Consider the following 23,589-nt stretch of genomic DNA (forward strand, 5'->3'; position numbering starts at 1 on the left):
GGTATATGTGGTGTCTTACAGAAACCAGAAGGACTGTCTATTTGGGGATAACGCACTTCTTGTAGAAGAGGTGTATCGCAGGTATGAGCAGGGTGATGCGGAGCTTCCAAACTGCTGGAGGGGCCTTTTTGCCCGTGCGCTGGAGGATAAATACTCTGTAGGATGTGCGCAGACCACTTCTGGTGATGATCTAGCCGTGAACTCTAAGGTGCTGTGCTTATTGAATTTTTTCAGGTCTTATGGGCATCTTGCAGCAGATCTTGATCCCCTGGGTATGGCTGGGAAAGTCACGCTCGATCATGAAAAATATCTTGCCTCCATGATGAAAAATAGTGGGGCTGCTTGGCGCGAGTCTGGAGCTTCGTTATCTTCAGTTTTGCAAACTCTCAAAGAGACCTATTGCGGCAAGATTGGTTATGAGTTCATGCATATACCCTCTAGTGAGGAGCGTGACTGGCTGAGGGACAAAATTGAAAATGCAAACAGAATCATCGCACCTGAGCGCAAGAAGGAGACCTTGCAGTGTTTGCTAGAGACTGAGTTGTTTGAGCAGTTTCTGCACGTAAGGTATCCGGGGTACAAAAGGTTTTCCGTCGAAGGTGGGGATGTTCTTGTCCCCTTGCTTGAGAGAATAATTGCCCTTACTCCAGAGTTTAACTGCAGGGAAGTCGTACTAGGTTTATCACACAGGGGGCGGTTGAGTGTACTTACTAGGGTAATGCGCAAACCGTATGCTGCAGTGCTGTATGAATTTTCTGGAGGTATGGCATACCCAGACGGGTTGTCAGTATCTGGAGATGTGAAGTACCATTTGGGGTACTCGACCGACAAAAAAATTGGAGGCGAAACGGTCCACCTGTCGCTCGCGTATAATTCCTCCAGCCTGGAGTCTGTATGTCCTGTTGTCATGGGTAGGGTGAAGGCTAAAAGTGACGAAAAGCACCAGCCCGTGCTTGGAATTTTAGTACATGGGAATGCCGCTTTTATAGGCCAAGGGGTGGTTGCAGAAGGGTTTACCTTAAGCGGAGTTACGGGCTACTCTCCGGGTGGAATTGTGCATGTGGTAGTGAACAACCAGGTTGGTTTTACTGCAGATCTCGAAAGCTCCATGACGTCGTTCTACTGTTCGGATGTGGCGAAGATGATAGATGCTCCAGTGTTTCATGTTAACGGTGATGATCCAGAGTCAGTGCTGTTAGCGGCGGATCTGGCCATGGAATACAGAAGCAAATTTGGGAAGGATGTGGTGGTTGACGTAGTCTGCTACAGGCGCTTTGGACACAACGAGGGCGACGAGCCTATGTTTACTCAGCCACTGATGTACAAGCGCATTGCCGCGCACAAGACCGTTGCCAGCTTGTATGCAGAACGGCTAATAGGTGAGGGAGTAGTCACCAAGGAGGAGGTTGATAAACTACGTGAAGAGTTCCGTGCGGTGCTGGAGAAGGCATTTGCCGAGTCTGCAAAGTACAAACCAGAAAAGGAGGATTGGTTTCAGGGTAGTTGGAATGGCTTCAGACGGCCGGATCCTGGCAGATTTCATGATTATCTCTCAGAGACTGGGGTTGAGAGAAGTAAATTACTTTCTTTGGCCAACTCCCTATGTACCATACCGGAGGGGTTTAATACGGAAACGAAAATCGCCAGAATGCTGGCTGGTAGGCTAAAAGGTGTGCAAAACGACTCCATAGATTGGGGTATGGGTGAGGCTTTGGCTATTGCCTCGCTATTGGTCGAGAAGTTTAGAGTCCGCCTGTCCGGTGAGGATTCTGCAAGGGGTACGTTCTCTCATAGGCACGCCAGACTGGTAGATCAAGTTACGGGGGAACACTACATACCTCTTAACAATCTCGGTGGAGAGCAAGCCAGGTTTGACGTCATGGATAGCCCACTTTCTGAGTACGCAGTTATGGGCTTTGAGTACGGATATAGCTTAGATTCCCCCAACGTACTAGTCATCTGGGAGGCGCAGTTTGGTGATTTTGCCAACGGTGCGCAGATCATTATTGACCAATATATCGCTGCTGCTGAAACTAAGTGGCTGCGTTCCAGCGGATTGGTGTTACTGCTACCGCATGGGTATGAAGGTCAGGGTCCTGAGCATAGCTCTGCGAGAGTTGAGAGGTATTTGCAACTTTGTGCTGAAGACAATATGCAAGTCGTCAACTGCACAACTCCTGCCAACTTTTTTCACGTGCTGCGTAGGCAACTACATAGAGATTTCAGGAAACCTCTTGTGGTGTTTACCCCTAAGTCTCTCTTGAGGCACAAAATGGCTGTGTCCAAGATCTCAGATTTTGAGGGTCGTTTTAGTCCGGTGATTGGCGAGGTTGCTGATATTAATCCCGATGCAGTACGTCGGGTGGTGGTTTGCAGCGGGAAGGTGTATTACGATCTGTTAGAGGCCAGAGCCAATAAGGCTGATGTCGCACTTTTAAGATTGGAGCAATACTATCCGTTTCCTACTGAGCTGTTGGCTAATGAGCTTGCAAAATATAAAAAGGCTTCGGTTGTATGGTGCCAGGAAGAGCACTTTAATATGGGTGGCTGGAGTTTTGTACGGGATCGGATTGAAGAATCAGTGAGGCACGCCGGCATTGCTGGGTCTGTGTCCTATATAGGCAGACCTGAATCTGCGTCTGCTGCAGCAGGGTACTCGAGCGCACATGCGGCACAGCAGCAGGCCATAATAGACTCTGTATTTACATAGTGGCCTTACTAACGCTTGTGGCAAGTATGTGAGGTTTGCCTAACCCATAACACCTTTACGCTGTAAGCGCAAGTCGGTGCTCACACCATTCGTGCACGAAAACAAGACACAGGTTAAACCTGTATTTGCACAGTGGCCTTACTAGTGTTTGTGATAGGTGTGTGAGGTTTGCCACTGATAGGTGAAGGCACACATAGGTGTGCTATGAACCCGTGCGTGTTAGTGTTCCGGATGCCCTGCAGGTGGTTGGAGTTTTGTGCGGGATCGGATTGAAGAATCAATGCGGCACGCCGGCATTACCTACCAGAGCATATTTTGACCACCCAAAATTGCATTGTGAGCCATGCAAAACTTTGGCATCACACGTTCTCACATGGGCCCGTAGTTGTTGATAATTATGGGTCTGTTATGTATGAAACCCTACATTTTCGGGCCGCTGTCTAGACCGCGCGGTAGGGCAGTTCGCCCCACCGTGCAGCCGCTGTTTATTGTCTAGACTGTAGGTGTGCTTTCTTCAATCTTCAGTAGCTTTATTGCACCGCCGTTTATTATACTTCCGCCTACGCGCTTTGTTGTGTAAAATGCGACGAACGCCTTGCTTGTGAACGGGTCACGCAGGATTTTCATGTCGCGATTTTCCACAATTTTGTACGCGTTTTTAAAATCCCCAAACGCTATTATTGGGAGCGTGGCGTTAGCGATGGCCGGCATATCTGAGGTTTGATACACTGGTGCTCCTAGTAGCGTTTCCTCCCCAGATGGGCCAGGCTGCAGCAAATACTGCCCCGAACTGGACTTTAATGATCGTATTGCCTGCAACACGCTTCTGTGCATTATAAACGCTCCCCTTCCGGCAAAATACTCGTCCAGGGAGTAGTAAAGTGAAATGATCGCGTCGCTGTTTAGCTGCTTTGCCGACACCCTTTCGATTTGTCCTTCGTCTTTGCCATCATCGGATGACAAGATTCCGGATGGTTTTTTATCCCCATCTCCTGAGATGAAAGCCTCATTTTCTTTTCTACTGAATGCGTCTACCAAGTTATCTATGAGCCAGCCTTCCAGGTCTACTAAGGAGTCATCCAAAAGTTTTTTTGCAATCTGCGGTTGTGCATACAGCTCGTACAAGTATATGGTCGTCTTACTCATTTTTGGGGCTGTTGTGTCACTTTGCACTTCTCCTCCCCACCCTACGAAAGTACTCTTGTTGTCGGTGGTGAAATATTCCAAACTGTCGCCCGATATCTTCTCTACTGAGCATAGTTTGCGCATTACAGAGCTTTGAGATAGGCGCTTATCTATGTGCACTGAGATCTCTCTCGGCATCAGGTACGCGAGCGCCGAACTACTATCCAGGCCTTTTTGTTCAAAGCCTGTAACTTGTCCGTTGCGTATGTATTCCGACAGCGATTTGCGCTGTAGTGTTTCTGGGTCCTCACGGAGATTTATGTGCTTTGCGGCGAGTTCCAGCCGGTCTAAGCGGTCACTTTGCTGGTCAAATTTGCGATTAATTTCTTCTATGTGTTTTGCCGTCAAGGAATATTGGCTTTCCTCGTGGGGGCTACTGTCATGTTCTTGGAGCTCGTTGTATGCGGGGACAAGGCTTGTGACGCTATCTTTTACTTCAAAATTGGATACTGTCATGTAATCTTCCGGATTGGTGATGAAAATGGGCAGCGAGAGGATTTCTTGCGAGCATGCTAGCAACGCTTCCTCAAGGATATTATGCGCCCCATCGGCTGCTATGCGTAAGCAGAAAAAGTTATGGGAAGTAACGATATTGGTGGACCATGCGCGCGATGGGTTGCGTGAAGAGTTTGGCGCCGTATTGGCACACGGTTAAGCCAATGCTGAGCACGCTACAACTGGTTGTGTACCGCTTGCAGCAAATCTAGTGTTTCCAACACATTCCGAACCGCAATTTTGCTGTTGCTGGTGAGCTCTATCATGGGTAGGCGTACTTTTGGTCGCATCCTGCCCATCAAACTGAGCGCATATTTGGTAGGTGATGGGCTAGGCTCAATAAACAACACTCTACTTAGCGCTGCCAAATTGCCGCTCACCCGTTTCGCTTTGTCGATCTTCCCTAGAACATGGAGGTTGTACAGTTCTAGAGCCATGCTTGGTGCAACATTAGATACTACAGAAATACACCCAGAACCCCCGTTCATGTAAGAAGCAAGCGCGGTTTCATCGTCTCCAGAAAGAATAGCAACTTTCTCGGGTAGCATTGCCTTTAACGCTACCACTCTCTCTGCTCCGGTGCAGTCTTTTATCCCAATCACTCTGGGCAATTCTGCAATTCTCTTGATTGTGTCATTGGATATGTCAATCGCTGTCCTTTTCGGGACGTTATAAAGCACTATAGGTATGTTAGTTGCGTCATGCACAGCCCGAAAGTGTTGGTACACTCCCTCATCATTCGGTCGGTTGTAGTATGGTACCACAACCAAAGCTGCATCCGCCCCGGTAGATTGAACAAACAGCGTCCTACCTATTGTTTCTGTGGTACAGTTGGACCCCGTACCAGCGATGACCGGCACACGACCTCCTGCAGTTTCTACGCACAGCCTCACTACTGTGCAATACTCCTCAAAGTTCAGGGTGGTAGACTCCCCAGTGGTGCCGCACGGCACGATCCCAGAGATTCCGGAGGAAATCTGCCGATCTACAAACGAAACCAATGCTCTTTCGTCCAAAGACAGATCATCTCGGAAGGGGGTTGCCAATGCGGTAAAGATTCCCTCAAGCTTCATGGCTGGCCTATTCAACACAACGTCGTGTTAGCGATAACACCTTTACGCCACAAGCGCAAGTCGGTGCTCACACCATTCGTGTACGAAAACAAGACACAGGCCAAACCTGCATCCGTGTTTATATAGTGACCTTACTAGCGCTTGCGGTAGGTATGTGAGGTTTGCCTAACCGGTAGGTGAAGGCACACATGGGTGCTCTGTAAAGCCTGTCTAGTGTTCCGGATGCCCACGAGGTGTGCCAAGTATTTATGTATGGTGCCAGGAAGGGCACTTTAACATGGGTGGTTGGAGTTTTGTACGGGATCGGATTGAAGCATCAATGCGGCACGCCGGCATTTCCACTGAGACATATTTGAACCACTTAAAATTGCAGTGTTTGTGAGCCATACAAAACTTTGGTACCACACGTTCTCACATGGACCCGTAGTTGTTGATAATCAGTACCCCACGGCAGACCAGCAATTACGTCAGGGTTTCTTTGCTCCGGGTTCAGGGTAGCCCAGTATGTGGACGTGGAAATGCGGTACCACCTGCCCAGCAGATTTTCCGTGGTTGGTAACCAACCTATACCCCCCACGATGGAGCCCAAGCTCCCTAGCTATTACACCCACCGTCTTGAAAAAACCTGCAATATCGCAGTTGGAACTTATAAAGTCATCGTACGATATGTACCTACCCTTGGGTATAACAAGAACATGTACGGGGGCTTCTGGACGAATATCGTGAAAAGCCAAAACCTGTTCATCCTCATACACCTTCTTACAAGGTGCTTCTCCCCTCAAGATGCGAGCGAACACATTGTCACTGTCATACTCCCCCGTTGCTGTGCCGTTGGTCATGCGTCCCTACCAGCTGAGGTAGTTCGCGCTGCTGCAGCCTGTCCAGAAGCGGGAGGAGTAAATGCTGCCGCTTCTGACTGCTGCATTCCGCTGTGTACCACCCCGTCAAGCCCTGCAGAAGCGCCATGGACCAATGTTTCATCTAGATTAATGCCCGCAACTTTGCTGGTTTCCCGAGAAGCGGCTGCTCCACTACACTTTTCGAGGAACTGAGATTGCAAATCTGCTGTCTCTCTTGCATCAGATTTTGCTCCAATCTGGGACCTGGCATATTGCCCGACTGATGCGGCTAAGGAAAAGCTTTCCGGTGTAATATCACCGGGGTTAGCTCCTGATTGCTGCGCTGCACTTAAACCAAGAACCATATCATCCCCCGCTTCAGATCTACTACTATCTACGCTGTGCTGAGCAGTGCTGTCAACACCTGACTCTATATTATGCCCACGTTGAGCCGTCTGAGAACTCGGGCCAGGTACATCACTGCCGGGACTACCGCTGCGTGCAGACTCGTTATTTTTTATATTGCTAACTTTCTTACCAGTTTGGGAATGCTCCATATCTCTCTTGAACACCATTTCGCGTGCGATACTGTTTGCCAGTGTGGAATTCTTCATCCCGATGCACTCAAAAACGGTTTCAACTTCCTTTTGTATCTGCTCTACGGTTTTGTTTTCAGTATCTAAGGTAACCTTCAGCACCCTCTCAAAGCCATCTCGGGTACGAACAACAGAAATTTCGCCTCCGGCTTGTGCAAGGTGTTCTCGCAGCGTCAACAACTTTTCATAGCCCTGCATGGCTTCTCTGTTCTTCATCAGCCCATTGACGTCAATGAGAGTGCCGCTGGAGAAATTCACTCGAAGTGCTGCACTGTTTGGATCGAGTTGCTTCTTGTTGCTGCTATCAACTGCATCCAATATTTTTAGCGCATCATCATTGAAAACGTAATTTGCGATTGTGAGAGTCAGCTTTCCGGATTGGCCGTAAGACGCGCTTACATCGTTACCTCGAGCCCTCTCGCTGGGTGTGTTCCGTATCTTACCAACCCTGCTTTTAAATGGGCTCCACTCGTCCGAACTTCTAACTTTACTGACTAGGTTTTTGATATTCTGCCAAGTATTGCTGGTGGTTGCGGCATACTTATTTGTTTTTGGTGGGGTAGTGACGAATTCAGCGGTAGCTGCGGCACCAACTCCGGCTTTCTTGAGAGCTTCGCTCGCTTTTTCTTGCAACTTTTTGTCGGTGCTCATACTGACCCCCTAAATCTCATACCTTCCACGCGGTGCCTAACTGGCCTAGACTCGCGGTTGACCGCCACCCAAACGCGCCAGAAACGGTGGCGGCACCCCATTCGGAACTCCTCTACATTGGCTCGGTGCAGGCCTACCAGGCCTTCTGCAACATGTCAAAAGCATCAAGAAAACCACAGGAACCACAGGATTATAGATACTCAGCATACAGCATGCAAAAGTTTAAAACATCAACCCACAAAACGAATGCAAAAATTTTGGTGTACGTACCCGGTATTGTGTATAAAATCGCAACCCAAGCACACGCAATGGTTAGCGCATACTTAAGCACGCAAAGGTTAACACATGGTTAAGGTAGGCGACAATACGGAATATACTCCCATAATCAGGCAGTATAAGTCACTCAAGGACCAGTATGAGGGGTGTTTGCTGTTTTACAGACTTGGAGACTTTTACGAGCTTTTCTTCGACGATGCCATTGTTGTGTCCCGGGCTTTGGATATCGTTTTGACCAAAAGAGGCCCGGGCACTCCGATGTGTGGTGTGCCCACGCATAGCGCGGATAGCTACCTTGGCAAGTTGATAAAACTTGGCCACAAGGTTGCTATATGTGAGCAGCTCGAAACTGTGGAGGAAGCTCGTAAGAGGGGGTACCGGGCTCTGGTTAAACGAGATGTAGTAAGGATAGTAACACCTGGCACTCTACTTGAAGATGGGTTGCTGGAGGCTAGTGAGAACAACTACCTTGCGTGCCTGTCGAATGTTGGAGATAACTACGGCGTGGCGTGGATGGACCTATCTGCTGGAATATTCAACGTGCGCTCAAGCAGGTTGGAGAACCTCGATAGTGAGATACAACGCATACGCCCGAGAGAGTTACTGATCTCCGATCGGCTAAAAGAGCAGGGGGAGATTGAGCTAATTTTGCGCAGACATCGGTGTGCAGTTACCAGCCACAGCGAAAGTTTTTTCGACGTTAAAAGGGCGGAAAAGGTTTTATGTGGGATATACGGTGTGAATACCCTGCGGGGATTGGGCAATTTTACAGATGTGGAGGTGTCTGCGTGTGGCTCCCTGGTTGAGTACGTGCGTACAACGCAGAAGAACAATCTTCCGAAATTGTGCTACCCAAAGGTGTGTGACAACAAGAGCTGTGTACTCATCGATGGTGGGGCACTGCGGAACCTTGAGTTGTTTTGTACCCAATCTGGGGAAAAGGAGGGATCTTTAATATCCGTTATAGATAAAACTGTGACTGCGCTGGGAAGTAGGCTCTTGAAGCGGCATCTATCATTTCCGTCTTCTTGCCCTCACGTAATAAGTAGCAGGCAGGATGCCGTGGAGTTTTTTGTGGAAAATCGGAATGTGTGCGAGAACATCAGGGATATTATGCGTGGGATTCCCGATGTGGAGCGAATTCTGACTAGAGTCAAGATGCTAAGATGTTCACCGAGAGATGTGTGCATGTTAGGAAAGGCTCTTGCGGGGATTCTTCGCCTGCGGCAGGCCATGCTGGTAGTGGACAATCCAATGTTGGTCAGGATTGTTGGTGAGTTTGGTGAGCATGAGAAGTTGCTGAAGTTAATCAGTGGCACCATACTCGAGAATAATGTGTCACATGCCAGAGATGGGGGGTTTATCAATCCTATGTGCAATGCGCGTCTAGCCACAGTTGTGCGTATTGAAAGTGAGAGCGATAAACTCATGCAGAACCTGCGTGATAAGTACCGTAAACTCACTGGTATAGGTAGCCTCAAGATTGCATTCAACAGCGTGCTTGGGTATTACATAGAAACCCCCGCTTCGTATAAACTTAAAGATGCAATCTTTATACACAGACAAAGCCTGGCACATACGATGCGCCATACCACCGCGGAGCTGAGGGAACTCGAAGAGACGATCACCGCTGCCAAAAGTGAGATTATAGAGCTTGAGGCTCAGATTTTTCGCGGGCTTTGCCTGCGAATTTTAGAGGAGGCGCAGAGTATTGAACTCGCGGCCAATGCGGTTGCGGAGTTGGATGTTTTAGTTTCACTTGCCAGGTTGGCAGTGGAAAACAAATATGTCAGACCCATTGTTGATGATAGCAGAGAATTTGCAGTAAAAGGGGGGCGTCATCCCGTAGTTGAGATGGGCGTGCGGTTCATTGCTAATGATGTCAATCTCTCGGAAAATAATAAAATGTGGCTCATTACAGGGCCGAACATGGCTGGTAAGAGCACTTTTCTCAGGCAAAATGCACTGATAGCGATTTTGGCACATATTGGGTCGTTCGTGCCGGCAGAGAGCGCGCATATAGGGGTTATAGATAAAATTTTCAGCAGGGTAGGCGCATCGGACAACATAGCATTGGGGTATTCCACATTTATGGTAGAAATGGCTGAAACTGCGGCGATTCTAAACCAAGCAACTGATAGGTCTTTGGTGATTCTGGACGAGGTTGGTAGAGGTACGGGAATTCACGATGGATTTTCCATTGCTCTTGCGGTCATAGAGCATATTCACGATGTCACTAGAAGCAGGGCTATCTGTGCTACGCATTACCATGAGTTACCAAAGTTTAGTTCCTATCTGAAGAATGTGCAGTGCTTTTACATGAAGATAGAAGAGTGGCAGGGCCAGGTTGTATTTCTGCATGAGCTGGTAACGGGGGTCTCCGGCAAGTCTTATGGGATATACGTTGCGGAGCTTGCTGGGTTTCCCAAAAACGTTCTGGAGAGGGCCAGATTTTTCATGGAAGAACTCGGTGAAAGCGGTGGTCCAAACTTGAATCCTGCGAGCCCTATGGAGCGCACCAACAGCTAAGATTTTGGAAGTAGGGGAACAACGCCGGTTGCGCGCAGTAGTTGGGCCGTTGGCTTGCAGGGGGTTGCAGGATTTTGCGCACCAAGCTGTGCGCCCCGCCCACCTTCTTACTGAGGGCAGGGCGTATGCAGCTATTTTTTGGATGTGTTTTCGCTATATGGACGGCTAATTGCTGGTCCACAGGGAACCTGCTGGAGTTTGAAAGATGACTTTTGCACTAGGTTAACGACTGACTCAACCAAATCTCTACTCAGCCCCGAGCGTATGGCTTCCTCTTGCGTCTGCCCGACATCGACAAGCGCGTGCAACACGCTATCCAGGTCGGAGTATTCGGGCAAAGTATCTTGATCCTTTTGATCTGGCCTCAACTCAGCTGAAGGGGCTTTGCGTATTATCTCTTCCGGTATTACATTCATTTTTTGACAAAGACTACCCCGAGGTATGTTGCTGTTCCTCCATTCTGTGAGTTCGTAAACTCTGGTTTTGTATACGTCTTTGATCGGGGCGAAACCCCCACATGTGTCCCCATATAACGTCATGTATCCCGCTAATGACTCAGACTTGTTTCCAGTAGCGAGGAGCAGCAATCCCATCTTGTTGCTGGCCGCCATCAGAGACATTCCACGTATTCTGGCCTGCATGTTTTCTTCTGCTACGCCTGATGCGCGGCTTCCAGGAAGGGCATGTAAGACTTCGAGCGCAGCACTGTATATTCCCTCTATGGACACTACCGCGTGGTTAGCACCAAGGTTCAGCGCGCACTTTTCGGCATCTTTCACACTTGAAGGAGTAGTATATCTTGTCGGTAGCATGAACGTATGCACATATTGCGGCCCCAATGCATCAGCGGCTATGGCGGCAACCAGTGCGGAATCTATTCCCCCGGACATACCCAAGGTTACGCCAGCAAACCCGTTCTTGTGCGTATAATCCCTAAGTGCAAGCATGAGGTTTTGGTAGTCCCGCTCCTCACTTATAGGAGGCTCTCCAATATCGTTACGTGCAACATGAGGATGCATTACATTCTGCTCCTCTGACCAAAGAGCACACAAGCACACCTTTGCATCATCACAAACCAAGGATCCTCCGGGGAACACTTGGCTTTCATATCCACCCAGCAAGTTAACATATGCCAATTGAGCTCCGAATTTACCAGACAACTTCATACAATATGACAAAACATCTGGCCACCCGTGTATGGATTGCCCCATAAGTATTAACAGATCTACCCCACTTGATATGGTTACGTCCTCTGAATTTCCCTCAATCAGTAGAGCGGCTTCTAAACCATTTACACGGAATGTTGTACAGCTTTGAGTGTCACACAAGTATTTGGGTATATGCATCAAGGTTTGCACTGTACCGTTAGATAGTAGATAAATCACCTCACAAGGTTGAGCATCTTTTTGCTCAACACTACCTATTATGATGCAGGTTTCTTTGTGCAGTGTATGCAGTGCTAAATCTTCTATATACTTACGACACAGTGCCACAAACTCCCCAAGGAGCACTGGGGCCCTGTCCAGATATCCAGACATGGCACATCTGCTGAGCAGCATAACACTGGCCCCGCTACTCGAAGCCTTTTCATACCCTGCTAGTATCTTTTCAAAGTTGCCATGCACGTTCTTCGTGTTGTAGTTAAGTTGTGCAATGAAGATATCAGCCATATATCTCATCTAGCATTTTTGCCATTTCTAGCGCGGCATAAGTGATGATGCACCTAGCTCCTGCTCGCCTCATACTGATTAGTGCTTCATACATGCATTGGCTGTAGTCCAGCCACCCATTTGCTGATGCAGCCTTAATCATCGCATACTCGCCACCAACCTGATAGGCAAAAACCGGCACCTCAAACGTAGCGCTCGCTGCTGCAATAACATCCAGATAGAACATACCCGGTTTTATCATTATGATATCGGCACCTTCGTCGACATCAAGACGTGCCTCCAACAGGGCCTCCCTGGAGTTAGCGACATCCATTTGGTACGTGCTTTTATCCACAGATTGGGACATTGTTCGGGAGCCCACCACTTCGCGAAACGGCTTGTACAGGCATGAACAGAACTTCGCGGCGTAAGAGAGTATACAAACATTACTAAAAGCGCAATTATCCAGAAACTCCCTAATGGCGCCGATTCTACCATCCATCATATCTGAAGGGGCGACAACATCACAACCTGCAGCTGCAAGTACTGCAGCCTGCTTGCAGAGCGCGGTTATTGTGGCATCGTTATCTACCTCATTACCCACTACTATGCCATCGTGTCCGGAGGTTGTATAAGGGTCAAGCGCAACGTCTGCTATGACCCCAATCTCCGGCACATGATCTTTTATTTGACGAATAGCGCTGCAGACTAGATTGTTTGGATTATACGCTTCTTCCGCATTGGTAGACTTCTTGCACCCCGATGGAAACAAGATAACAGCATTGATGCCCATTGTCAGGGCTTCGCGCGCCAGGTGTGCCGCACCCTTAACGGACATATGCCGCATACAGTCCAGACCCTCTACAGGGATACTCTCTACGTCATGCTCATGGACAAATATCGGCAATATCAGGTTGCCAGCACAAAGTGCAGTTTCCCGTACAATATTGCGCATCCAGGCGTGAGCGCGCCTGCGCCGCATTCTTGTGCTTGGAAACTGCATTTGAAACCCGTCCTGCTCTTGGGAGAGAGTTTACTTCCTTTGACTATGTGCATCAACCAATTTATACCCCAAAATGTGCCCCACGCAGTTTTGCGGTGACGGCCATGGAAGCAGCGCACAACGGCCATGGCAACAGTGAGGTAAAAAAGTGAACGACTATAAAGACTTACGCACATAGACTATTGTAATTCTAAAATTAGTTGATGCGGTCAAGCGTAGCGTCTAACCTTCGAAGGTTCTTAGTTGGGAAGTTCGACGTGGACCACGTGGAGCAAATTTTTGACCGCTTTGAGTTGCGGAATGAAACCCTTCGTAGAAGTAAACGGCGGCTTGTATGCGCCGCGATCCCTTTTGTGGCCTTTTTTATTATCATAACATTCAGGCTGATAACGCTCACAGCTGTGCCACACGAGGAGATTAAAACCGCGGTGAGCAATGATGCACAGCCTAAAGGCCGGTTCGCTATACTAGATCGCAATGGTGAAATACTTGCGACAGATATAGCCACAGTGTCGCTTTCTGCCGATACGACTGTGATGTCAAATCCTGAATTGGTGATAGAAAAAGTGTCAACCATCCTGCACGATGATGATAAACGCATACGCAGGCTATTATCACCAAAGAAGAAGTTTATTTGGATTAAGCGTGACATAACTCCTGCGGAAGCGGCAGAGATCAAAGAGGTGCGGCTGAAGGGGCTACACTTAACACAGGAAGTCAAGCGCGTGTATCCACACAACAACTTGCTTTCTCATATACTAGGCTACGTTGACCCCGATGGTAAGGGGATTTCAGGTGTAGAGAGATACGCAGATATTTTTGGTGTTCAAGGTGACGTCAAGCTGTCGGTGGACATTAGAGTGCAGAACATTGTAAGAGAAGAAATACTGCACCAAATGGAAAAATATGACGCTGCGGCTGGGGTTGGGATTGTAATGGATGTTAGGAACGGTGAAATCCTTGCCGCAGTGAGTTTGCCGGATTTTGACCTTAATAACCGCTCACAAGCTGCAAACTATCAGAAGTTTAACCGCGTGACTCTAGGCGTGTATGAAATGGGTTCTGTGTTTAAGTTGTTCACGGTAGCAAGCGCTATAGATTCTGGCAAAGTCTCAGTCGAGGATACGTACGATGTCTCGCAGCCTTTTGTTATTGGTAGGTACAAGGTTAACGACATGTACAAGTCGCGTAGCCCGGTACTGAGTGTGAGGGATATTTTTGCGCAGTCTTCCAATGTAGGTATGGCGAAAATCGCCATGGATCTGGGCAAAGATATTCAGCTGGAGTACTTTGAGAGGATGGATTTGCTCTCAGATTTGGGTCTGGAGATTCCGGAGAGGGGGTTTCCAATTTTTCCCAGAGAATGGGGTAACAGCACCGTTGCTACGGCCTCGTACGGGTACGGAGTTGCGGTTACCCCGGTGCATGTCGTGCAGGCTGCGGCCGGGCTCGTAAACGACGGCATCATGCATGACGCTACGCTTATTTTTGGCAAGGAGACGGAGGGTAGGAGAGTAGTGAGTAGCGAGACGTCGCGCAAAGTTAGGCAGCTACTGAGATTTGCGGTTGAGCGAGGAACTGGCAAGCGGGCAAACGTTAAGGGATATTCGGTTGGGGGTAAAACGGGATCTGCGGAGAAAGTCATAGATGGTAGGTATCGCAAGGATGCAAACTTGGCATCATTTTTGGGCATATTTCCCATTTCTGAGCCAAAATATGCAGTTATGGTGATGATTGACGAACCCAAGGGCTCGAAAATTACGGGTGGCGTCGTGTCCGCGCCAGTCGTAGGGAGAATAATAGGTAGGATAGCCCCCATACTAAGCATAGCTCCAGTGGCTGAGTAGACGGTGCTATTTTGCTGTGCGCAAACATTGTACCCCGGGGTGGTCTAGCGTAATATGTGTGCTACGGTGTGTTTGTGACACTCAAATTTATGAATGCCAAGGTATTTACGGTGCACTGCAGCGAATCGTTTGTAGAAACGGTTTCGCACTATGCAATCTCGCATAAGGCAGATTTAGTGATAGTGCCGAGTATAACAGACGCGCAATCGTTCAGCCACGAAGTGTCTAAACTTGCGATACATGGCGCTGGTCCCGAAGTTCTGGCATTTACGAGCATTAGTGGATGTGCTTCCACTGCCTATGATACCGCTATGGGTGCGGCAGGGCAGCTTTTATTGCTAGCTCAGTTTGTGGAGCAGTGGAACGTCATCCACCGTGCAGATTACCCGCTGCAGCTAGCCAATGAGCTGTCAGTCCTTTTAGATGAGCTGCACGTGAATTGTGTGGAGCCAAACGTGCCGCAAGGTCCCAACAGAGAGGAGTTCTTTGGGCATGGGCGCGTTATTGATCTTCTGTGCGATTTGGTGCCATGGTGGGAGCGAGAGTGCAAAAACCGCGCCATAGCTCCGCCAGGATATGGTATTAGCTCATTGGTAGAGAGTTTAGCGCGATCTGGTAAGAAAGTTATAGTAGCAGGAGTTTTGTTTGGCAAGGTGTTTACACGCTTTCTCCGGCTACTTATGCGCAGTGTTTCCGATGCCATAATTGTGCTGCCGTATGTTGATCTTGGGCTGTCTGTTGATGAATGGCGAGCTCTGAACAGTAGGCACTATCAGTATTATCTCATGCAATTGTTGCGGGATCTTGGTGTGGACAGAAATGAGGTAAAGAATCTGGGTCGCACCAAGGCGAATTACGTGGTTGAACGATTGTTCAATTTTGAACTAGCCAGCTACATGGCCGTGAATAATGGAACCGAGAGTACGGAGGGCATTGAGCTTGTTGTGTGTTCATCTGAAGCTGAGGAAGCTGTTAAAGTTGTGGAAATTCTGAAATTATGCGGAGCAGAGATAAATTGTGGCGTGCAGGCCAACTCTTCCTATATGGGTGAACGGGCTGCAAGTGTAAAGCCCACTCAAACAGTTATTAGCGTTGATAAAGACGCGATTAGATCTCTAGACGGGAAGCACATTACGTTTATCGGGAGTGACTCGCTTGCTGCTAGGGTGGATGCGCTGTCACGCGTTGGTATGAATTATTGCGATTATGATGAGATAATTTCCACGCTGATACTGTGTTCAATTGAGGTAGTGATTTCGTCTGGAAATGCAGTACAGCTGTTGTGTATGCTTAAGCATGCTCTGGTAAGATTTGGATACGACGCTGATGAATATCACAAGCTGCTGACCGAGTTTGAAACCGGAGTGATCAGAGAGCACTCAGCCACAGGTTTTGAGGCCATAGGTAGCGTTATAAAAGAAGACTTCCAGCAGTTAGAAGAGTTTTGGTGCAAAATTATTGGTGCAATATCACCGATGATTGCCGTGTGTGGAGGCTCTACCATTGCTGAAGTGGCCGCTGCGCATATTCAGTGCCTAAAGAGGCTGATGGGTAAACCCGCCACAAGCGAGTGCGCACACGCGCTCAATAGGATGACACAATTTTTCTCCTTGTTTGATAACTACTGCACGGGTGCAGGGGTATTTTCTCTTATGAGCTATAAAGAAGTGTGCACACTGCTAGTGCGTGCCTTTTTTGTGGCAGAGCGCAACAAATTGTTCGAGGTTAATCTCACGACTAGAGATACCGTCATACTTTCGGGGTTTAGCGAAGCCGAGTTCAAACCCCGCTTCAGCTATCTACTTAACGACTGGGTGCGTGAAAGGCTAAGGTTACCTCTTTTGGAAGAGTATTGTGGACGCATGATGTACGTGCTATACAGCTTTTTCTATGCCAAAAAGCTTTGGATTACAAAATCCATCAAGAGCTTTGGCGCGGCGGTGGCGGAACCGATTTGGATGCGATATCTTACGTTTCTACTGAGAGACTGCACCGCACGTTGTGCAACTACCCAAACCGTTAACGGTAGTGTTGCTGCCACCAGCCCATACTGTGCATCATTTCCCAATCCAGGGCTGGACATCAGAAGAAAGGCGATGTCCGTACTTACCGCGAAGGCCGTGGATACCTTAATCAACAATCCGTACGTGTTCTACATACGGTATATTTTAAAAATGTTCCCCATAAAAGCTGTGGATACACAACATCTGGCGCGAGATTTCAATGCAGTTGTGCACCGAATTTTGCGCGAATACCTAGTGAGTGTGAGAGCAGAGGAGGGTGACTACGATCTTCTCTTAGGGATAGCCAGGCGTCAGTTCGACGTTATTGCCGTCACACACCCATATGCAGATGTGTTATGGTGGCCCAAATTCAAAGAAATGGCGCATAGCTTTTTTGAAATAGACAGTGAGCGCAGATCCGTAGCCACTTGTATCGAAACGGGAAAAAATTTCGTATGGCATGTGAGCGAGGGAATGCAAGTAACCACCCGGTGTGATAGGGTAGAACACCTAAGAGACGGCAGTGTCATGGTTGTGTGCCATAAGATTGGCGCCGCCCCCTCTAAAACTGACATACGATGCGGATTTGCGTCAAGAGCCATAGTAGATGCTGTATGCGTTGCGGAGAGCACCGGAGCGGATATAGTCTCTTTTGCATATTGGAAAATAACCCCGGGTGCTGTTGAGGTGGTACAGTTAGAGGATTTTGCTGAGGTTGTAACCACTGCAAAGCGGGGTTTTAAGGAGCTCTTATTGCGATATGCAGAGCAAATGACGCCATTCTCGCCCCGCGATGAAGACTTCTCCGACTTTTCCGCGTATAAGCTGCTGTCGAGGATACGTGGGGGTGTGCTGCACCCAAACGCAGAGGTGTAAATATCCCCCTGCTGTAGGATATTTGATGTGCCACATCTGCGTGTCCTGCTTGCACACGCCTACCTTCTGTGCTAGCTTGAAGGGTCGCCGTGTGGTGTGTGGCTTGTGTATAAACTCTGGAAGAAAATCTCCGGCCTGAACGAGGTTGTGTTTGCTGTACTGCTGTGCACTGCCATAGAAAACTACGACTTTACAGTTTACGGAATACTCAGTTCCGTTATAGCGCAGGTGTTTTTCTCACAAGGTGGTCTACCGCCTGATCAAGGAGACCACGCCACGTATCTATCCACGCTTGTGGGATTTTTAGTTTTTGCGTCTGCTTTTGTTGCCAGGCCGCTGGGCGCAACAATGTTTGGTTATTTGGGTGATAAGAAAGGCAGGAGGCTAGCACTTAACATCTCTGCTGGTATGCTGGTGGGATCGATCTTTTTCATGTCTGTCCTCCCGACCCCTGCGGTATGGAGCTTTGCTCCCATTGCACTTGCCCTACTAAGGGTGGTTCAAGGTTGTGCTTATGGCGCCGAAATAGGTGGTGTTGTGCTAATGGCTGAAAGTGTTAGTAGAGACCAGGTAAAGGTGGTGTGGGTTGTCCGCATCATACTTAGCAACATTGGGATACTTGTAGGCACGTTAGTGTTGCGGGTATGCGAGTCTGCCCTTACGGAGGTTCAGATGTACGCGTGGGGGTGGAGGATTCCACTTTTGGTTGCGGTTGCAGTGAGTTGTTTTCTTCCTTATCTCCGTTCCAGGATTCACGAAAGCCCGGATTATCTGGAATATAAATCTACCGGGCGTAAGGAAAACATCCTCAAATCCTTATACAAAAATGCCGGTGGGGTGCTGCTGGTTTTTGTCATGGGTGCGCTTTCCTCCGGGTTTTTTTATCTATCCATAGTCTATATGGATTTAGGCCACAGGTCGGGCATCTTAGAGTATGCCATTTCACTGTCGCTCTTGATGCTTGCATCCTACGTAAGCCTGCTCATATCTGATGCCAAAAAGAGGAGGAGCTGCTTTCTGGCTATTTTGGCCGTCATAATAGTTGCGATGTATCCCGTCGTGCACTTCATCTACGAAGGGTCCATGGTTGCTCGTATGGCGTTTTTCGTAATGTTCGGCTCATATTGGGGGTGGTACGGGCCGTTTGTTGTGCTAATGTTCCCGGTGGGTGCGAGGCAGACGTGTTTCTCTGCGCCCTACAGCGCGGGGTACCTGTTAGGCGGGTTTTCCCCCGCAATTTGTCTGTGGCTGTCCCGTGCTACCGGGCTCGATACTATTCCAGCATTTTACTTGCTCTCCTTTGCCGTAATAGTCTTCGTGATGGTTGCGCTTTTCTTGCGAGTTGAAGATGGAGCATACAAGTTCATACTTTCCCCGAAGGGGGGGGGGGACCGCAACAGCCAGTAGCTAGACAGCTAAAAGCACATGAACTTTTTTAGGTACGGCTGAGTTCCAGTGCCTGTGTACTTTAGTGTGAACAACCCCAGAGCATGTACCGAAACAGACCTGCTTCCTGTAATAGTTTTGGATGGTTGCCATTCGTGGGACATGGATGTTGCTATCACGGTACGGCGCCCGACTTTGCTTTGTTAGTTCATTATGAAAATTTTCATTTATTTCTTGAACATATTTACCCCCCATGCTAGGTTGTGGAGTGTCTAGCGGTGCGGTGGTTCATGTACAAGCTCTGGAAGAAAATTACCGGTTTGAACGAAGTTGTGCTTGCCGTGTCACTATGTGCTGCCATAGAACACTACGACTTTATCGTTTACGCGGTTCTCAGTTCGACAATTAGCAAAATATTTTTCGCTCAGGGTGCTTTCCTATCCGGGCAGGGAGGTCACTCTACGTATATGTCCACGCTTATGGGGTTTTTAGTTTTTGCGTCTGCTTTTGTTGCTAGGCCGCTGGGCGCAACGATATTTGGTTATTTGGGTGACAAAAAAGGCAGAAGGCTAGCACTTAATGTCTCTGCTGGTATGCTGATAGGGTCAGTTTTCCTCATATCTGTTCTTCCGACTCCCAAAACCTGGAGCTTTGCTCCCATTGCGCTGGTTGTATTGAGAATCATTCAAGGGCTGGCTTATGGCGCCGAAGTTGGTAGCGTCGTGCTGATGGCTGAAAGCGTTACCAAAAGCCAGGTTAAGGCGATATGGGCGGTGAGATTGATATTTTTTAGTGCTGGGATGCTTGTAGGCACATTTGTGTTGCAGGTATGCGAGTCCACCCTTACGGAGGTCCAAATGCAAGAATGGGGGTGGAGGGTTCCATTTTTCGTTGCTACTGTAATTAGCTGTCTGCTTCCTTATCTTCGCTCTAGAATCCAAGAAAGCCCGGATTTTATGGAATACAAGGCAACTGGGCGCAAGGAAAATATCCTCAAATCCTTATATAAAAATGCCGGTGGGGTGCTATTGGTTTTTGTTATGGCCGCGCTTTCTTCCGGGTTTTTTTATTTATCCATGGTGTATATGGACATGGGCCACAGGGCAGGTGTCTGGGGGTATGCAGTCTCGTCATTACTGATGACTCTTGCACCTTGCAGCAGCTTTTTTGTGTCTGACGTGCACAAGAGAAAAAAGTGCTTCCTCGCCATTTTGGCTATTATCATAGTAGCGATGTATCCTGTTGTGCACTTCATCTACAAAGGCCACGCGGTGGCTTGTATGGTGTATATGTTACTGCTCGGAACGTATGGGGGGTGGTACGGGCCGTTTGTTGTGTTAATGTTTCCCGTGGGTGCTAGGCAAACATGTTTCTCAATGCCCTACAGTGCGGGGTACCTGCTAGGCGCGCTTTCCCCAGCCATTTGTCTGTGGTTTTCCCACGTTACAGGGCTAGATAATGTCCCAGCATTTTACCTGCTCTTCTTCGCCGTAATAGTCTTCGTGATGGTTGCGCTTTTCTTGCGAGTTGAAGGTGGAGCATACAAGTTCATACTTTCCGGAGAAGGAAGAGGCTGCGCAACAACCAATAAGTAGGCAGATGAAGGTGTACGGGCTTTAGGTGCGGCTCCAGTATTTGTGCGCAACACGTGCGGCACCTGGGTTATTTGCTTGACGTGCCCGCCTCCCATGTTAACTTGGAGAGTTACCGTGTGGTGTGTGGCTTGTGCATAAACTCTGGAGAAAAGTTACCGGCCTGAACGAGGTTGTGTTTGCAGTGTCACTGTGCACTGCCATAGAACATTACGACTTCACTGTTTATGCAGTGCTCAGCTCAACAATTAGCGAAGTGTTTTTCTCGCAGGGTGCCCTCCTGTCTGGTCAAGGAGACCGCGCCACGTACTTGTCTAAACTTATGGGGTTTTTAACTTTTGCATCTGCTTTTGTTGCAAGACCGCTGGGCGCAACGATATTTGGTTATTTGGGTGACAAAAAAGGCAGAAGACTGGCACTCAATATCTCTGCTGGCATGCTGATAGGGTCAGTTTTCCTGATATCCGTTCTTCCGACTCCTAGTACTTGGAGCTTCGCTCCCATTGTGCTGGTTGTGTTGAGAATCATTCAAGGATTGGCCTACGGAGCCGAAATTGGCGGCGTTGTGCTAATGGCTGAGAGCGTTGAAAAACACCAGGTGAGGACAATATGGGTAACTAGGCTGATATTTTTTAACATCGGAACGCTTTTAGCCGCGCTCGTGTTGCAGGTGTGCGAGGCCGTCCTTACGGAGGCTCAGATGTACGCGTGGGGGTGGAGGATTCCATTTGTGGTCTCCACTGCGGTCAGTTGTGTACTTCCCTACCTACGTTCCAGAATTCAAGAAAGCCCGGATTATGTGGAGTATAAATCTACTGGACGTAGGGAAAACATCCTCAAATCCTTATACAAAAATGCCGGGGGAGTACTGCTCGTTTTTGCTATGGGCGCGCTTTCTGCCGGGTTGTATTATCTGGGCATAGTTTACATGGACTTGGTGCATAGGTCAGGTACGTTAGAATATTCGATTTCTTCCATACTGGTCTCGCTCGGAACCTGTTGCAGTTTGTTTGTATCTGACGCTAACAAGAGGAGGAGCTATTTCCTGGCTGTCTTGGCCGTTATAATGGTTGCGATGTATCCGGTCGTGCACTTCATCTACGAAGGCCACATGATAGCCCGTATGATGTACCTCACAATGCTTGGCGTGTACGGGGGGTGGTACGGGCCGTTTGTTGTGCTAATGTTTCCGGTGGGTGCGAGGCAGACATGTTTTTCTATACCCTACAGTGCGGGGCACCTCCTAGGCGCGCTTGCCCCCGCAATTTGTCTGTGGTTTTCCCACGTTACTGGGTTAGATACTGCCCCCGCATTTTACCTACTCTTCTTCGCTGGCATAGTCTTCATGATGGTTGCGCTTTTCTTGCGAGTTGAAGATGGAGCATACAAGTTCATACTTTCCCCGAAGGGGGGGGGGACCGCAACAACCAATAAGTAGGCAGCTGAGGGTGTACGGGCTTTAGGTGCGGCTCCAGTATTTGTGCGCAACACGTGCGGCACCTGGGTTATTTGCTTGACGTGCCCGCCTCCCATGTTAACTTGGAGAGTTACCGTGTGGTGTGTGGCTTATGTATAAACTCTGGAAGAAAATCTCCGGCCTGAACGAGGGCGTGTTTGCTGTACTGCTGTGCACTGCCATAGAAAGCTACGATTTCATAGTTTACGGCATTCTTAATTCTGTTATAGTCCAGGTGTTTTTCTCACAGGGTGCCTTTCTGTCCGGTCAAGGAGACCGAGCAGCGTACTTGTCCAAACTCATGGGGTTTTTAACTTTTGCAGCCGCTTTTGTCGCGCGGCCGCTGGGCGCAACAATGTTTGGTTATTTGGGTGATAAAAAAGGCAGAAGGCTGGCACTTAACATCTCTGCTGGTATGCTAATGCTGTCAGTTTTCCTCATATCAATTCTTCCAACTCCCAAGACTTGGGGCCTTGCTCCTGTCGCGCTGGTTGTGTTGAGAATTATTCAAGGGTTAGCGTATGGCGCCGAAGTTGGTGGTGTTGTACTGATGGCCGAAAGCGTTAGTAGAAACCAGGTTAAGGTAGTGTGGGTCATTGGGATTGTGTTTGGTAATGTTGGGCTGTTTCTTGGTGCGTCTGTGTTGCGGGTGTGTGAGGCTGCCTTGACGGAGGCTCAAATGCACGAGTGGGGGTGGAGGATTCCATTCCTAGTTGCCACTGCGATTAGCTGTCTGCTTCCTTACCTTCGCTCTAGAATCCAAGAAAGCCCGGATTACGCGAAGTATAAATTAGCCGGGCGCGAGGAAAGCATTTTGAAATCTCTATTGCAGCACGCCGGTGGAGTGCTGCTGGTTTTTGTTATGGCCGCGCTTTCCTCTGGGTTTTTTTATCTATCTATGGTCTATATGGATTTGGGTCATAGAGCAGGTATGTGGGAGTATGCAGTTTTGCTATCGCTGATTACGCTGGCACCTTGCTGTAGTTTGTTTGTATCTGATGCTAACAGAAGCAAGAACTGCTTTCTGGCTGTTTTGGTTATTGCGATAGTTGCGATGTACCCGGTTGTGCACTTCATCTACAAAGGGTCTATGGTTGCACGCATAGTGTTTGTGTTAATATTCAGCGTGTACTGGGGGTTGTGGGGGCCGTTGGTTGTGCTCATTTTCCCAGTAGGTGCGAGGCAGACATGTTTTTCGGTACCATGCAGCACAGGATGCCTGCTAGGCGGGTTGTCACCCGCCATTTGTCTATGGTTCTCACATGCTACAGGGCTAGATAACGCACCAGCGTTTTACCTGGTCTCTTTTGCCGTTATAGTCTTCGTGATGGTTGCGCTTTTCCTGCGAGTTGAAGATGGAGCATACAAGTTCATACTTTCCCTGAAGGGGGGGGGGGACCGCAACAACCAATAAGTAGGCAGC

16 protein-coding genes are annotated in these 23,589 nt (G+C 48.6%); 10 read left to right on the forward strand and 6 right to left on the reverse strand.

Features of this window, described 5'->3' with window-relative positions; genetic code table 11:
* The first annotated feature begins 10 nt into the window (after nucleotides 1–10).
* Nucleotides 11–2,710, forward strand: coding sequence for a 2-oxoglutarate dehydrogenase E1 component (locus tag AOV_RS01350; RefSeq protein ID WP_075139453.1), 2,700 nt, complete (start codon nucleotides 11–13; stop codon nucleotides 2,708–2,710).
* Between the two features lie 492 nt (nucleotides 2,711–3,202).
* On the opposite strand, the gene AOV_RS01355 is transcribed toward AOV_RS01350, so the two are convergent.
* Nucleotides 3,203–4,351: a phage major capsid protein gene (locus AOV_RS01355; protein WP_075138829.1), complete on the reverse strand. Its 1,149-nt coding sequence runs from the start codon at nucleotides 4,349–4,351 to the stop codon at nucleotides 3,203–3,205.
* Nucleotides 4,352–4,376: 25 nt separating this feature from the next.
* Here AOV_RS01355 and AOV_RS05300 point away from each other — a divergent pair, with 25 nt between their 5' ends.
* The gene (locus AOV_RS05300; protein ID WP_158543029.1) at nucleotides 4,377–4,550 is read left to right on the forward strand and encodes a hypothetical protein; all 174 of its coding nucleotides are present in this window, start codon (nucleotides 4,377–4,379) and stop codon (nucleotides 4,548–4,550) included.
* A gap of 16 nt (nucleotides 4,551–4,566) precedes the next feature.
* Here AOV_RS05300 and dapA read toward each other — a convergent pair whose 3' ends face one another.
* On the reverse strand, nucleotides 4,567–5,463 hold the full coding sequence (gene dapA / locus AOV_RS01365) for a 4-hydroxy-tetrahydrodipicolinate synthase (protein ID WP_075139454.1): 897 nt from the start codon (nucleotides 5,461–5,463) through the stop codon (nucleotides 4,567–4,569).
* Nucleotides 5,464–5,698: 235 nt separating this feature from the next.
* On the opposite strand from dapA, the gene AOV_RS05555 reads away from it, so the two are divergent.
* A complete protein-coding gene (locus tag AOV_RS05555) occupies nucleotides 5,699–5,845 on the forward strand; it encodes a hypothetical protein (protein ID WP_117374396.1) in 147 nt (48 codons plus the stop codon).
* Nucleotides 5,846–5,930: 85 nt separating this feature from the next.
* Here the strand turns inward: AOV_RS05555 and AOV_RS01375 are convergent, their stop codons facing one another.
* Together AOV_RS01375 and AOV_RS01380 are read right to left on the reverse strand one after the other, a co-directional pair.
* A complete protein-coding gene (locus tag AOV_RS01375) occupies nucleotides 5,931–6,302 on the reverse strand; it encodes a histidine triad nucleotide-binding protein (protein WP_075138830.1) in 372 nt (123 codons plus the stop codon).
* Entirely contained in the window at nucleotides 6,299–7,549 is a 1,251-nt protein-coding gene (locus tag AOV_RS01380) for an AM410 family tick-upregulated protein (RefSeq protein WP_075138831.1), read from the reverse strand. The genes AOV_RS01375 and AOV_RS01380 overlap by 4 nt, the downstream gene beginning before the upstream one ends.
* 345 nt (nucleotides 7,550–7,894) lie before the next feature.
* On the opposite strand from AOV_RS01380, the gene mutS reads away from it, so the two are divergent.
* Nucleotides 7,895–10,354, forward strand: a complete 2,460-nt coding sequence (mutS, locus tag AOV_RS01385; protein WP_075138832.1) for a DNA mismatch repair protein MutS — start codon at nucleotides 7,895–7,897, stop codon at nucleotides 10,352–10,354.
* A 131-nt stretch (nucleotides 10,355–10,485) separates the two neighbouring features.
* Here the strand turns inward: mutS and nadE are convergent, their stop codons facing one another.
* Together nadE and hemB are read right to left on the reverse strand one after the other, a co-directional pair.
* Complete coding sequence (gene nadE, locus AOV_RS01390) at nucleotides 10,486–12,024, reverse strand: NAD(+) synthase (RefSeq protein ID WP_075138833.1); 1,539 nt, start codon at nucleotides 12,022–12,024, stop codon at nucleotides 10,486–10,488.
* Nucleotides 12,017–13,006 (reverse strand): porphobilinogen synthase, encoded by a 990-nt coding sequence (gene hemB / locus AOV_RS01395; protein ID WP_075138834.1) that lies wholly within the window; start codon nucleotides 13,004–13,006, stop codon nucleotides 12,017–12,019. The genes nadE and hemB overlap by 8 nt, the downstream gene beginning before the upstream one ends.
* Nucleotides 13,007–13,209: 203 nt before the next feature.
* Between hemB and AOV_RS01400 the strand changes: the two genes are divergently transcribed.
* From AOV_RS01400 to AOV_RS01425, 6 genes are all read left to right on the forward strand, one after another.
* Nucleotides 13,210–14,853 (forward strand): peptidoglycan D,D-transpeptidase FtsI family protein, encoded by a 1,644-nt coding sequence (locus AOV_RS01400; RefSeq protein ID WP_233497198.1) that lies wholly within the window; start codon nucleotides 13,210–13,212, stop codon nucleotides 14,851–14,853.
* Nucleotides 14,854–14,927: 74 nt separating this feature from the next.
* Nucleotides 14,928–17,732, forward strand: a complete 2,805-nt coding sequence (locus AOV_RS01405; RefSeq protein ID WP_233497199.1) for a PD-(D/E)XK nuclease family protein — start codon at nucleotides 14,928–14,930, stop codon at nucleotides 17,730–17,732.
* Nucleotides 17,733–17,837: 105 nt separating this feature from the next.
* On the forward strand, nucleotides 17,838–19,139 hold the full coding sequence (locus AOV_RS01410) for an MFS transporter (RefSeq protein ID WP_117374397.1): 1,302 nt from the start codon (nucleotides 17,838–17,840) through the stop codon (nucleotides 19,137–19,139).
* 269 nt (nucleotides 19,140–19,408) lie between these two features.
* Nucleotides 19,409–20,713 (forward strand): MFS transporter, encoded by a 1,305-nt coding sequence (locus AOV_RS01415; protein ID WP_075138837.1) that lies wholly within the window; start codon nucleotides 19,409–19,411, stop codon nucleotides 20,711–20,713.
* 130 nt (nucleotides 20,714–20,843) lie between these two features.
* Entirely contained in the window at nucleotides 20,844–22,148 is a 1,305-nt protein-coding gene (locus AOV_RS01420; RefSeq protein WP_117374398.1) for an MFS transporter, read from the forward strand.
* 130 nt (nucleotides 22,149–22,278) lie between these two features.
* On the forward strand, nucleotides 22,279–23,580 hold the full coding sequence (locus AOV_RS01425; RefSeq protein WP_117374399.1) for an MFS transporter: 1,302 nt from the start codon (nucleotides 22,279–22,281) through the stop codon (nucleotides 23,578–23,580).
* Nucleotides 23,581–23,589: the final 9 nt, after the last annotated feature.

Origin of the sequence: Anaplasma ovis str. Haibei (assembly GCF_002214625.1) — a bacterium.
In the GTDB taxonomy this organism is placed as follows: domain Bacteria; phylum Pseudomonadota; class Alphaproteobacteria; order Rickettsiales; family Anaplasmataceae; genus Anaplasma; species Anaplasma ovis.